Below are 12,534 nucleotides of genomic sequence, written 5' to 3' on the forward strand. Positions count from 1 at the left end.
TTCTGGTTTCCGCATTCATGCAAGCCATCAATATCCACGATGCCAAGACCCAGCTCTCGCGCCTGGTCGATCAGGCCGCGGCAGGTGAGCCCTTCATCATTGCCAAGGCCGGCAAGCCGATGGTCAAGGTTGTTGCACTGAGCGCCGAAGACTTGCCGGGCCGGCAGCGCATCGGCTTCATGGCCGGTGAGCTGGTGCTGCCCGATGATTTCGACCAGATGGAAACTGCGGCGGTGGCCGCGCTGTTCGAAAGCGCATGAGATACCTGCTCGATACCCAGCTGCTGCTGTGGGCGGCCGGCGATTCGCCGTGCTTGCCGGCAGCGGTACGCACACTCTTGGTGGCCGATGAGCACGACTTCCTGTTCAGTGCGGCGAGCATCTGGGAAGTCGTCATCAAAGGCGCTCTCGGGCGTGACGACTTCAAGGTCGACGCCAATCGCCTGCGGCGCGGCTTGCTCGCCAATGGCTATGCCGAACTGGCGATCAGCAGCGAGCACGCGCTGGCGGTTGCGGGTTTGCCGCCGCTGCACGGCGATCCTTTTGACCGCATTCTGGCGGCGCAGTCCAAGGTCGAGAGCCTGCCGCTGCTGACTGCTGATGCGCAACTGGCCGCCTATGCCGCCAGCGGCGCCCCCATTCAACTGAATAACTGATACGGACAGCAATGGCCTCCATCCAATGGTTCCCCGGACACATGAACTCGGCGCGCAAGAAGGCCGCCGAGAACATGGAGTTCACCGACGTGGTCATCGAAGTGGTCGACGCACGCCTGCCGGCCGCGAGCAGCAATCCGATGATCGAAGAGCTGCGCCGCTTCCGCCAGCGCAACTGTCTGAAGCTGCTCAACAAGGCGGACATCGCCGATCCGCGCGTGACGCAGGCCTGGATCTCGCATTACAACGGCATGCCGGGCGTCAAGGCGGCGGCGGTGTCGTTCAAGAAAGCGTCTGATGTGGCCAAGATCGTCGGCTGGTGTCGCGGCTTGGCGCCGACGCGTGGCACGCCCGACAAGCAGCTGCGCATGATGATCATGGGCATCCCCAACTGTGGCAAATCGACCCTGATGAATGCGCTGATGAAGCGCAAGGTCGCGGCCGTCGGTGATATTCCGGCGGTGACCAAGACTGCGCAGCGTCTGGAAATCGACCGCAGCACGGTGATCATCGACACGCCGGGCCTGATGTGGCCGAAGATCGCTTATCCGAGTGATGGCTACATGCTGGCGGCCAGTCACGCCATCGGCACCAATGCGGTGATCGATGACGAAGTGGCGGCTTTTCTCGGCAATCTGCTGCTCGAACACTACCCCGGCCTGCTCGCCCAACGTTACGGGTTCGATGTGGCAGGGCTCGATGGCGTCTCGCTGATCGAGCGCATCGCCACGCGGCGTGCCTGGCGCGTCAGGGGCGGCGAGCTGGATCTGGGCAAGGCGGCGCTGGCCCTGCTCAAGGATTACCGCACCGGCGTTATCGGCAATATCAGCCTGGAGACGCCCGAGCGCCGTGCGCAGATGATTGCCGCAGCCGCCGTGGCCGAACCGGTGCAGGACGATACGAGCCCCGAGACCGACGAAGCGTGAATTCAAGCCGGCAGTTCTTCACCCGGCCCTGGGTGGTGGTTTTCTGTGCAAGTTTCTGCTGCCTGCTGTGGGGCAGCGCTTACCCGGCGATCAAGAACGGCTACGCGCTGTTCCATATCGCGGCAACCGATGTGCCGGGCAAGATGGTGTTTGCCGGCTATCGATTCGTGCTGGCGGGCCTGCTCCTGTTGCTGATGTCGTTAATCAGCCGTCGCCCGGTGCTGGACATCCGCCCTGGCGGCTGGCGCCAGCTGTTCACCCTGGGGCTCACCCAGACGGCGATCCAGTATGTTTTCTTCTACGTCGGCCTGGCCTACACCACGGGGGCCAAAGGCGCGATCATGAACGCCACGACGACCTTTTTCAGCGTGCTGCTGGCGCACTTCCTCTATCGCGACGACCGCCTGAGCTGGCCGCGCGTGCTCGGCTGCCTGATCGGCTTTGCCGGCGTGATGCTGGTGAATGTCGGGCGGGACGGCCTGGATTTCGAATTCACCCTGCTCGGTGAGGGTTTCGTGGTGATCGCCGCCTTTCTGCTGGCGGCCGCCTCGATCTACGGCAAGCGCGTCTCGCAAGGCATGGACAGTGTCGTCATGACCGGCTGGCAGCTGAGCATCGGCGGCGCCTTGCTGCTGCTCGCCGGCTACGCCGTGGGGGGCTCGCTAAGTGGCTTCGGCTGGTTGTCGAGCGCGCTGCTCGCCTATCTGGCGCTGCTTTCATCGGCGGCATTCGCGCTGTGGAGCCTGCTGCTCAAGTACAACCGCGTCGGTCTGGTGACGATGTTCAACTTCCTCGTGCCGGTCTTCGGCACGCTGCTCTCGTCGCTATTCCTCGACGAAAACATCCTCGAATGGAAATACCTGCTGGCGCTGCTGCTGGTGTGCGGCGGGATCTGGCTGGTGACGCGGGAGAGGGCTTGATCGCGCGAGGCTGGGGTTTAGGGCGTGTTCACATTCACCGCGCAACCGGCGCGTGAATGTGAACACGCCCTAGGGGCTAGAGGCTAGGGGCTAGAGGAAAATCAGCGCACGCTGGGCGTGCGTTGGAGAAAAAGCCACTACGCTGACGCCCTAGCCCCTAGCCCCTAGCCCCTAGCCCCTAGCCCCTCCTAAAGCATGTCGGCCGACACCACGGCGCGCAGTACCACCTGTTCCTCATCGTCGCGCTCGCGCAGCTTGAACCACCACAGCGCACCCTTGCGGAAGCTCAGTTCCTCATCGATGCCCGATAGCAGCAGCGAGGCCACGCGGCCCAGGGTGGGCTGATGGCCGACCACCATCACCGCGCCGCCGGCGGTGGGCCAGCCAGTGGCGGCGAGCAGATCCGGCGCATCGGCGCGGGTGCTGACATCGGCGCAAATCTCGAAGCGCTTGGTCCACGCCAGCACGGTTTGTTGTGTGCGCAGCGCCGGGCTGACGAGGATGCGCAGATCGCTCGGCGCGTGCTCGTCCAGCCAGTGCGCGATGCGCTGCGCCTGCTTGAGACCCTTGGTGGTCAGTGGGCGGGTTTCGTCCGGGCTGCCATCGGCAGCTTCTGCGTGACGCCAGAGCAGGAGATCCATGTGGGTGTGCGGAGTCCAGAGATGAACGCAAAGAAGAGGGCGTTATTTTGCCTGCTTTGCGTTACGGCATTTTTTCCATAGTGCTTCGGCATCAAGACATTCGGCGGCGGTCTTGATCGCGCGGCGGGCACGGCGTTCGGCCTGCGCCGCATGCCAGCCGCCCACCCAGGTGATGCTCGGGACCAGTGGCGGATGAGCGTTCTGCCAGTCCTGCAGGCGCGCACGGCCGACGCTGATGTCGTTGATCTCGCCAAGCTGCTCCAGCACCTGGGCGAGGGCGCGCAGATGCGTGTTGAGGGTGTGCTTGCCGAACAGGCTGGCGAAGAATTCGCTGGCGTAGCGCAGGCGCTTGCAGGCGATGCGCAGGCGGTGCAGATCGGCTTCCTGTTGCGAATCACGTGCGCTGGCCAGGCGTTTGCAGGCGCGCTGGTGCAGCTGGCGCAGACTGTGGCGGGCGAATTCCTGCAGGTTCTGCTGCTGATCCATCGCCGGCAAGGTGTGCAGGGCGCGCAGGAATTGCAGCAGCAAGACGCGGCTATTGGCGGCCTGCAGGCTGCGCCGTGCTTGTTCGCGGGCGCTGCGCGCAGCGGCGTCGAGCTGGGCCAGCAGGGCCTGGCAATCGGGTGCGCCGGACGCGCTGATTGGCGCCGCCAGCACGCTGTGATGCAGCACGTCCAGGTCGCGGGCCTGGCCGATGTCATTGGCCAGCTGGCCCAGTTGCAGCTGCCAGTGGCCGGCAAAGCCCAGCGGCAAGTGCGCGGCGAAAATGCGCAGCAAGGTGCGCAGGCGGCGCAGCGCCACGCGCAGCTGATGAACGAATTCGGGGTCTTCGAACTGCAGGGCGCCGAGCGCATTGGCCTGCCAGCAACGCAGCTGTTCGAGCGCCAGGCGCATGAAGGCGGCGTGCAGCGACATCTCCGGCTGCAGATCGGCGCGCCGGCTGCGCTGGGCGCGTGGCGCGGTGTTGTGGAACAGGCTGTAGCCGCGTTCGGCCTTGCTGGCGTCCTCGGGCATCAGGGGCAGGTCGGCCGCCAGTTGCAGGGCGAAGTCGATGAGATCGCTGGCCTCGCCTTCGGCCAGCTCCAGTTCCAGTTCGGAGATCGGCGCTTCGCGGCCACTGGCCTGCACGCTGCCGCTGTCGATCATGATCAGGATGCGCAGGCCCGCGCGCGGTGCGTATTCGCGCGTCTCGCGGCGGAACACGGTGGCGAACAGCGGCACGATGTCGGCGGCATGGCTTTCGAGCAGGCTGCGCGTATGTTCGTCATCGACCGCGCTGAAATCGAACTGGCCGCTGAACGCCTGTTCCCACTCGGGGCGCGCCGACAAGCCGCCGGACGAGCTGGCCGCGCATTTGACGGTTTGCAGCCATTGGCGGCCGATGCGCCGGGTGCGCAGGGCGACGCGGTAAGTGCCGAGCATCAGGTCCGGCGTGTCGAAATAGGTGTTTTCCAGCGTCTGTGCGCGGCCCAGCTTGCGTGTTGCGCTGATCAGCGGGTGTTGCTGGATCTGCGCCAGCGCCTGCGGCGGGAAGCTCAGCTTGAGTTCGGTTTCCAGTGCCATCGGGGTGAGGCGCGGCACGGGCCGGCGACAGGCCGGAGGTATGCTGCGCCAAGAATCAGGGAGCGCGGACTATAGCGCGCCTGCCCGATTCCATCTATCGCGTTCGGTGCTTAGAGCCTGTACATGATCTTTTAAGGTTTGAATTTTTGACGCGAAGGACGCGAAGAAAACAAGACAAGGTCTGCAAAGCAAGACAAGGGGATGATTTCCGACTTGATGCCCTTGGCGAATCTTCGCTTTTCTTTGCGACCTTGGCGTCAAAGACAGTCTTTTTCCAGTCTGAGATGGGTACTTAAGAGATCGCGAACAGCCGCTTGGATTTCAAGCCTCGCTGGCGCGCCAGTGGCCGGACTTGCCGCCAAGCTTTTCGAGCAGGCGGATCGATTCGATCTGCATGCCGCGATCGACTGCCTTGAGCATGTCGTAGATGGTCAGCAGGCCGACGCTGACGGCGGTCAGCGCTTCCATCTCGACGCCGGTGCGGCCGGTGGTCTCGGCGGTGACGGTGCACAGCACGCGGCTGCCTGCGGTGTCGATCTCGAAATCGACGGCCACGCGGGTGAGCGGCAGCGGGTGGCAGAGCGGGATCAGCTCGCTGCTGCGCTTGGCGCCCTGGATCGCGGCGATGCGTGCGATGCCCAGCACATCGCCCTTGGCCGCGCTGCCTGCGATGACGCGCTGCAAGGTTGATTCCTGCATGCGGATGGCGCCGCTGGCGATGGCGCGGCGGGCCGTCTCCGGCTTGCTGCCGACATCCACCATATGGGCCTGGCCGGCGGCATCGAAATGCGTCAGTGCGGCGTCGGAGCTGTGGTCTTCTGGCTTGCTCATGCTTTGTCTTTTGTTACAAGTTGTGCCGCGGGGCACGGGGTGACGGCGCTATCATACGCGCATGCAAACACTCCGTTTCCTTCGCCGTGCAGTGGCCTGCCTGCTCGTTGTGAGCCTGACCCTGGAGCCCGTGCTGGCGCAGCTGCCCGAACTGGGCGATCCGGCCAGCGCAGCTTTGTCGCCGTCGCGTGAGCGGCGCATCGGGGCGATGGCGATGCGCCAGATCCGCCAGGACGAAAGCAGCTACATCGACGATCCGGAAATCGAGTACTACCTCAATTCGCTGGGCCGTCGCCTGGTGCAGGCCAGCGGTTTTCCGCCGCAGGACTTCAATTTCTTTGCCCTCAATGACAATACCGTTAATGCCTTCGCCATGCCCGGCGGCTACATCGGCGTGCATTCGGGCCTGGTCACGCTGACCCAGGGCGAGTCAGAGCTGGCCGGTGTGCTGGCGCACGAAATCGGTCACGTCGAGCAAAAACATATTGTGCGCATGGTGGATTCGCAGGGGGCAGGCACCATCGCCCTGGTTGCGGGTCTGCTGGTGGCCTTGCTGGTGGGCGGGCGCGGCAAGAGTGGCGGCGACATCGGCCAGGCGGCGGTGATGTCGGGACAGGCCGCAATGATCCAGAACCAGCTCAGCTTCTCGCAGAGCTTCGAGCGTGAGGCCGACCGCGTCGGCTTCCAGACCCTCAACGCCGCAGGTTTTGACATCCGCGGCATGGAAAACTTCTTCGAACGTCTGGCCCGCGTGGCGGGCAGCGAGCGCAGCGACACGGCTTTTTTGCGCACCCATCCGCTGACCTCCGAGCGGATCGCCGACATGCAGGGGCGCGCCAGCATGCTGGTGCCGCATAGCGTCGCCGACAGCAACGACTATGTGCTGACCCGCGCCAAGCTTGACGCCATGAATGGCACACCGCGTGATGCGCTGCTGCGCATCCAGTCGGCCAGCGCGCCGCGGCGGCAGGATCAGGCGGCACGCTGGTACGCCATCGCCCGTGTGCAATTGCGCCAGAAAAATCCGGCCGAGGCGGCCAAGGCCCTGGCTCAATTGCGCAGCCTGCGTTTCGAGTCTCCCTTGGTCGAAATGCTGGCGGCCGATGTCGCCTCGGCCCAGGGCCAGGTCGCTCAGGCGGCGGCCATCTGCGAGGCGGCTTTGCAGCGTTACCCGGCAGCGCACTATCTGCAGCTGTCGCGTGCGCTGGCGCTGATCGAGATCGGCCAGGCTGATCTGGCTGCGCAGCTGGCGCGTGATGCGATTGTCGATGCGCCCGGCGATGTGCGTTGGCACGTGCTACTTTCCAAGGCCTATGCCGCGCAGGGCAAAACCGCCGATCAGCAGCGCGCGCAGGCCGAGCTGTTCGTGCTCAATGACGATCTGGAAGGCGCCATCCAGCAGCTGCGTCTGGCGCAGCGCAGCGGTGCCGGCGATTACTTCACGCAGAGCGCAATCGACGCCCGCTTGCGCGAGTTGCGTGCGAAACAGAAAGAGAAGCTCGCAGACAAGCTAGAATAGCGGCGAGCGCAGTTTTACAGAGGAAAAGCACGATGCAGACGCACAATCAGGAACTCGATGTCCGTGGCCTCAAGTGCCCCTTGCCCATTCTGCGTACCAAGAAAACCCTGGCCGGCATGAACTCGGGTCAGGTCTTGCGTGTGCTGACCACGGACCCGGCCAGCGTCAAGGATTTCGATGCCTTCGCGCGCCAGACCGGTCATGAATTGCTGCCTGCCGGCGAACAGGGCGACGAATTCGTTTTCCTGATCCGCCGCAAGTAAGCGGAAAGCCCACGTTTTGGCGCTGCGTTCCGTTGTTTACAAGGCAGAAGTCGGCATCGCCGATCTCGATCGTCACTACTACCAGGATCACACACTGACCCTGGCCCGTCATCCCTCGGAGACCGACGAGCGCATGATGGTGCGCCTGCTGGCCTTCGTGCTCAATGCCAGCGAATCGCTGGAATTCGGCAAGGGGCTCTCCAGCGAGGACGAACCCGCGCTGTGGGACCGCGACCTCACCGGTGCGGTGACGCGCTGGATCGAAGTCGGCCAGCCTGAAGAGCGTGCCATCCGCAAAGCCTGTGGCCGTGCCGACGAGGTGCTGATCTATGCCTACGGTCGCGCGGTTGACATCTGGTGGAAGCAGAATGCCAAGGCCTTTGCCAAACAGGACAAGCTGGCTGTCTGGCTGATTGAGGCCGAGGCCTGTGCCGCCATGGTGGCCCTGGTCGAGCGCGGCATGAAGCTGCAATGCACCTTGCAGGACGGCGAACTGATGATCGCCGCCGAGCGCGACACCATACAGATCAAACCGCAGAGACTCCGCCTGGATTGAAGGCGGCAGCTTCCCTGCACCACATTCGAGGATAGAGCGATGAAGCGTGATGATCGACAAATCCGCCATTTCGCGGAGCATTTGCTGCACTCCGGCGTGGGTGCCCTGAGCGAGCACGAGCGGCGTTCCCTGGCGCGCATTGCGCGGCGCATCCAGGCCTCCAATACCGACCCCAATGCCAATCTGCTCAGCGAGGAAGGCATTACCTTCGGTGAGCGTCTGTCTGACCGCGTGGCGGAATTCGGCGGTTCGTGGAAGTTCATCATTCTTTTCAGTTTCGTGCTGGTCGCCTGGGCCGTGCTCAATACCGAGGTGCTGCGCAACGAGGCGTTCGACCCGTATCCCTATGTCTTCCTCAATCTGGTCTTGTCGATGACCGCCGCCTTGCAGGCGCCGATCATCATGATGTCGCAGAACCGTCAGGCTGCACGCGACCGGCTGACGATGATTCGCGACTTCGAGGTCAATCTCAAATCAGAGGCATCGATTGCCGATCTGCACAAGCGCTTCGATCACCTCACCTGGCAGGTGCTGAGCGATCTGGACCAGATCAAGCGCAGTCTGCGTGTGGCTGAAGGTGCGGAGTCGGCGGCTCCAGCTGCCGCGCCGCAGGCCGGCGCTGGAGCAGAGCGCACATCGTGAATGAACTGCTGATCATCGCCGCGCTGCTGGTGCTCGGCGTGGCCGCGCTGTGGCTGGCGGTGCGCGCCGCGCTGGCTCGCGGCCACAGCGCCATGCTCGCTGACTTGCATGCCGGTCTGGATCGCATGGGTGACCGCATCAGCGCCGCGCAGACCGATCATTCCGAGCGCTTGCGCGGCCTCGTGGCGGGTGAGTTGCGCAGCACGCGCGAAGCCATGCAGGCCCTGCAGCTGGCGATGCAGACCTTGATCAGCACACAGGCGAGCGACACCGCGCTCAAGCTCAGCGAACTCTCCAGCAGCTTGTTGCAGCGACAGGAGCTGCTCAAGTCCGAGATGCTCACCCAAACCCTGGAAAAGCTCAGCGAGAACGCCCGTGCCGACCGCGAGCTGCTGCAGGATGGGCTGCGCAAGGCGGTGCTGCAACAGAGCGAGAGCACGGCGGCGCTGACGCTGGCGATCAATGAGCGCCTCGATGCGATCACCGGCGTCGTCAATCAGCGGCTCGACGAAGGCTTCAAGAAGACCAACGAGACATTTGCGAATGTCATGGCGCGCCTGGCGACCATCGACGAAGCGCAGAAGAAGATCGGCGATCTGACCCTGAATGTGGTCAGCCTGCAGGAGCTGCTGGGCGACAAGAAGGCGCGCGGCGCTTTCGGTGAAGTACAGCTCGAAGCGCTGGTGATCAACGCCTTGCCGCCCGACGCTTACGAATTCCAGTGCCAGCTGGTCTCGGGCGTGCGCGCTGACTGCGTGCTCAAGCTGCCCGACCCGACCGGGCGCGTAGCGGTGGATTCCAAGTTTCCGCTCGAAAATTACCATCGCATGTTCGAGCCGGGCTTGGGCGAACTCGAACGCAATGCTGCGCAAAGCCTGTTCAAGCAGGACATCAAGCGCCACGTCGACGCCATCGCCAACAAGTACATCGTGGCGGGCGAGACCTCGGATGGCGCCGTCATGTTCGTGCCAGCCGAGGCGGTGTTCGCCGAGATCCACGCTTACCACCCGGACCTCGTCAGCTACGCGCAGAACAAGCACGTCTGGATTGTCTCGCCGACCACCCTGATGGCGGTGCTCAACACTGCGCGTGCGGTGCTCAAGGACGTGGAAACGCGCAAGCAGATCCACCTCATCAAGGACGCGCTGGGCAAGCTGGCCAAGGACTTCGGCCTGTTCGACCAGCGCATGCAGAAGCTCGCCGACCACATCCGTCTGGCGCAGAAAGATGTGGAGGACGTGCACATCTCCAGCAAGAAAATCTCCAGCCACTTCAACAAGATCGAGTCGGTACAGCTCGACGATGTGGCCAAGCTGCTCGACGCGCCGGGGGATTGATCAAGCGTTGCCTTTATCTTTCTTCTTTTAGAAGCTCTGCTTCGGAACGTTGAATGGCTGTAACCAAATTGTGAAAGCTTGGCGAACGGGAGTTGTCGAGTTCAAGGTGTCGGCCGATTGCACGAGATCCAGCCACTTTTTCGTAGCGATTGCTCGTCAAGGTTTTTAATTCTCGGCTAGGGCTTCCTAGTTCGTCAGGGGCTTTGAATTTTCTGTTGTGCTGGTGTTGAACCAGATTGCTGATGCCTAGCGCTTGCCCCACCGCTTGCAAATCTGCGAGATAAAAAGCTTCAAGCTCTCGACATGCAATCCGAACCAAGCACCGTGTGGACTTTCCTGATGCAGCGCACAACGTCAGTAGTTTGTTTTTTACGGCCTTGCAGTCCGGATGACTGTCTTGATCGCGCAGTACTATGAAGCGTGCCTGCTCATTTTGGTATCCGCGAATTCGGCGCATTAGCTGTTTCTCTAGATCCTGTTTTCCCTCAAACGAAATACACCGAACTTTTGTGTCTTCTTTCAGGACTCGGGGCAGCAGGGTTTCCAGCATTGCTTTGGCAGACGGCTCCTCCAGCAAAAAGACTAACTCTCTCATTGTGGGTCGACTCCATCGAAGAAGCCTTGTTTCCACAAGTAGCCTAGCTGATCGCCTTCTGCAACGTAAGCTGCGATCTGCGTGTTGTCGCGTGCGCGGTGTATTTCCGTACAGCCATTCTGCTTGACAAGCCAGCAAACCTCATCTAGCTCAAGGGCGTTCAAAAAGTCGGGCGAGTGGGTTGACACGAAGACTTGCCCCCCGCGATTTGAATAGCTGCGAAACTCCTCTGCTAGCTCAGCCATTAGTTGAGGATAGAGCTGATTTTCGGGCTCTTCTACGCACAGTAATGGGTGAGGGCTAGGGTCGTGTAATAGCACAAGGTATGCAAACATTTTGATTGTGCCGTCGGATACATAACGATCCAAGAATGGCGTTTTGAAAGATCCGTCCTGGAATCTCAGCGTGAGATAGCCGTCATCCATTAGCTTAGGTTCGACGGATGACACTCCTGGTACGCGTTTGGTCATTGTCGCAAGGATTCGACCAAATATTTCTTTATGTTGCTCGTGAAGATAGCGTGCAACCAAGGGTAAATTATCCCCAGTTTCTGATAGATGTTCCGTTTCTCCAGCGGCATCTTTGCGTCCGCGCGCAGCGCTGATATGGAAGTCTGATACGTGCCAGTTCTCGATAAGGCTCCGGAATGCGTTGGCTGCCTTAAAGCGTTCAAATTGTCCGAGGCCTTTGATAGCTAAGGTGTCGGGAGCTACTCGCTGGGTTTCTCGTTCTAGTTCCTCGTCCGGTTTGTTGAACTCTTCTTCGTTGGTGATGGCATAGCCTTCACCCTCAGCAAAACTCAGAAAATGAAATGGGCTGCCGTATCTCCCGCGCTTATAGCGTAGAACTTCTTTATGTACGACAGGCGAGAGGTTTCTTTCGCCAATTTCCAGTGAGTATGTTACTAGGCGTTCTACACCGGTAATTTCCATTCGGTACTGTAGCTCGATGAGAATTGTGTCTTTCTTCGGGTCACAACCGCGGCTCAAAACTTCAGCAAAGCGACCGCGCTTGTCTAGAGCTTGGCGAACATTTGCTTTCAAGCAATCATGTAAAAATCCGAATACGTCAAATAGCGTTGATTTTCCTGCGCCATTTGCGCCAACAACGACAAGAAAGGAGGGGATGTCTTTTAGGTGCACATCACGGAATGCCTTGAAGTTCTTAAGCCGAATTGATTCGATTTTCATGGCGAAACCTTTTGTAAAATTACGCATTAAGTGTGCGTCTGTGAGTTAGATATGCGCGGTTGATTCAGTGTTGATGTTGTCGGTGGATTTGAGTCCGTACTGATCTTCTTTGCCATTTATTGATGTGTCTGATGAGGACAGTTGTGAGTACGCCTGAAGTTGTAGCTGTTTTTTTGCTTGTGCTCCAGCGCCTCACCCAATATGTACTAATGAAATCAAGTTGTACGATTGAGTGGAGAATGTATTTGATGCATTCGTGATGATAATGACACTGCCTGCGTGTTGCTGGATGATTCGGAGGTGAGTTGAGTTTTACTGCTTCCCATGGCTAGCACTTCCGTTTACTGCTGCGCCTGCTGCAGCGCCTGGGAGTCGTTGAGATTGCTCAGCGCGCCGGGAATATCGTCAAAGCTCACCGGCCGCAAGCCTTGCTGCTCGGCCCACTTGCCGACCTTGCGCTCGCCCGCGTCGAGATAAGCGCTCAAGGCGGGCAGGGCGCTCTTCGGGATCAGCATGAATACTGGCTGCATGCGGCCCGCGAGCGTCGCTACGGCGGGCGCGGCGGCCTGCATGCGTGCAGCGTAATCGCCGGGCAGATTCAGCGTATCGACCGGGCAGGTGAGCAGCCAGTCGCCGGTGCTGGCGGCAAGCCCCGCTTCGATGCCCGCTAGCGGGCCGGCGTAATCGCTGCGCAAATCCTCTACCACCGGCACGTCCAGCGCAGCGTACTGCGCAAGATTGCGATTGGCACTGATCATCACACTATCGACCTGCGCGGCAAGTTGCGGCAGCAGGCGCTCGACCAGACTGCGCCCCTCGAACTCGACCCAGCCCTTGTCGACACCCCCCATGCGGCTGCCTTGACCGCCGGCGAGGATCAGGCCGGTGATGCTCAT

The 12,534-nt window shown here is 61.3% G+C and carries 15 protein-coding genes; 9 read left to right on the plus strand and 6 right to left on the minus strand.

The annotated features are described in order from the left end of the window. Positions 1-17 precede the first annotated feature (17 nt). The 4 genes from ABDB84_RS18525 to ABDB84_RS18540 are packed head-to-tail and all read left to right on the plus strand — an operon-like array spanning position 18 to position 2,501. On the plus strand, positions 18-260 hold the full coding sequence (locus tag ABDB84_RS18525) for a type II toxin-antitoxin system Phd/YefM family antitoxin (protein ID WP_345921263.1): 243 nt from the start codon (positions 18-20) through the stop codon (positions 258-260). Further along, on the plus strand, positions 257-655 hold the full coding sequence (locus ABDB84_RS18530) for a type II toxin-antitoxin system VapC family toxin (protein WP_345921264.1): 399 nt from the start codon (positions 257-259) through the stop codon (positions 653-655). The genes ABDB84_RS18525 and ABDB84_RS18530 overlap by 4 nt, the downstream gene beginning before the upstream one ends. 11 nt (positions 656-666) lie before the next feature. Continuing rightward, the gene (ylqF, locus tag ABDB84_RS18535) at positions 667-1,581 is read left to right on the plus strand and encodes a ribosome biogenesis GTPase YlqF (protein ID WP_345921265.1); all 915 of its coding nucleotides are present in this window, start codon (positions 667-669) and stop codon (positions 1,579-1,581) included. After that, a complete protein-coding gene (locus ABDB84_RS18540; protein ID WP_345921266.1) occupies positions 1,578-2,501 on the plus strand; it encodes a DMT family transporter in 924 nt (307 codons plus the stop codon). Before ylqF ends, ABDB84_RS18540 begins: the two co-directional genes overlap by 4 nt. Positions 2,502-2,689: 188 nt before the next feature. Here ABDB84_RS18540 and ABDB84_RS18545 read toward each other — a convergent pair whose 3' ends face one another. The 3 genes from ABDB84_RS18545 to moaC all read right to left on the minus strand — a co-directional run bounded on the left by ABDB84_RS18545 (position 2,690) and on the right by moaC (position 5,536). Beyond that, positions 2,690-3,142 (minus strand): SixA phosphatase family protein, encoded by a 453-nt coding sequence (locus ABDB84_RS18545; RefSeq protein WP_345921267.1) that lies wholly within the window; start codon positions 3,140-3,142, stop codon positions 2,690-2,692. A 42-nt stretch (positions 3,143-3,184) separates the two neighbouring features. Then, a complete protein-coding gene (locus tag ABDB84_RS18550) occupies positions 3,185-4,705 on the minus strand; it encodes a CYTH and CHAD domain-containing protein (RefSeq protein ID WP_345921268.1) in 1,521 nt (506 codons plus the stop codon). Between the two features lie 321 nt (positions 4,706-5,026). After that, a complete protein-coding gene (moaC, locus tag ABDB84_RS18555) occupies positions 5,027-5,536 on the minus strand; it encodes a cyclic pyranopterin monophosphate synthase MoaC (protein ID WP_345921269.1) in 510 nt (169 codons plus the stop codon). A gap of 61 nt (positions 5,537-5,597) precedes the next feature. Here moaC and ABDB84_RS18560 point away from each other — a divergent pair, with 61 nt between their 5' ends. The 5 genes from ABDB84_RS18560 to ABDB84_RS18580 are packed head-to-tail and all read left to right on the plus strand — an operon-like array spanning position 5,598 to position 9,853. Continuing rightward, the gene (locus ABDB84_RS18560) at positions 5,598-7,055 is read left to right on the plus strand and encodes a M48 family metalloprotease (RefSeq protein WP_345921270.1); all 1,458 of its coding nucleotides are present in this window, start codon (positions 5,598-5,600) and stop codon (positions 7,053-7,055) included. Between the two features lie 32 nt (positions 7,056-7,087). Beyond that, positions 7,088-7,318, plus strand: a complete 231-nt coding sequence (locus ABDB84_RS18565) for a sulfurtransferase TusA family protein (protein WP_345921271.1) — start codon at positions 7,088-7,090, stop codon at positions 7,316-7,318. Positions 7,319-7,334: 16 nt separating this feature from the next. Next, positions 7,335-7,874, plus strand: coding sequence for a YaeQ family protein (locus tag ABDB84_RS18570; protein WP_345921272.1), 540 nt, complete (start codon positions 7,335-7,337; stop codon positions 7,872-7,874). 39 nt (positions 7,875-7,913) lie between these two features. After that, positions 7,914-8,516 (plus strand): DUF1003 domain-containing protein, encoded by a 603-nt coding sequence (locus ABDB84_RS18575; RefSeq protein ID WP_345921273.1) that lies wholly within the window; start codon positions 7,914-7,916, stop codon positions 8,514-8,516. Then, positions 8,513-9,853: a DNA recombination protein RmuC gene (locus ABDB84_RS18580; RefSeq protein WP_345921274.1), complete on the plus strand. Its 1,341-nt coding sequence runs from the start codon at positions 8,513-8,515 to the stop codon at positions 9,851-9,853. Before ABDB84_RS18575 ends, ABDB84_RS18580 begins: the two co-directional genes overlap by 4 nt. Positions 9,854-9,866: 13 nt before the next feature. Here the strand turns inward: ABDB84_RS18580 and ABDB84_RS18585 are convergent, their stop codons facing one another. The 3 genes from ABDB84_RS18585 to mobA all read right to left on the minus strand — a co-directional run bounded on the left by ABDB84_RS18585 (position 9,867) and on the right by mobA (position 12,534). Beyond that, entirely contained in the window at positions 9,867-10,448 is a 582-nt protein-coding gene (locus tag ABDB84_RS18585) for a DUF4276 family protein (RefSeq protein ID WP_345921275.1), read from the minus strand. Beyond that, a complete protein-coding gene (locus ABDB84_RS18590) occupies positions 10,445-11,638 on the minus strand; it encodes an AAA family ATPase (RefSeq protein ID WP_345921276.1) in 1,194 nt (397 codons plus the stop codon). Before ABDB84_RS18590 ends, ABDB84_RS18585 begins: the two co-directional genes overlap by 4 nt. Before the next feature lie 341 nt (positions 11,639-11,979). Then, positions 11,980-12,534, minus strand: coding sequence for a molybdenum cofactor guanylyltransferase MobA (gene mobA / locus ABDB84_RS18595; RefSeq protein ID WP_345921277.1), 555 nt, complete (start codon positions 12,532-12,534; stop codon positions 11,980-11,982).

The sequence above is a fragment of the Uliginosibacterium sediminicola genome (assembly GCF_039631295.1).
GTDB classification, from domain to species: domain Bacteria; phylum Pseudomonadota; class Gammaproteobacteria; order Burkholderiales; family Rhodocyclaceae; genus Viridibacterium; species Viridibacterium sediminicola.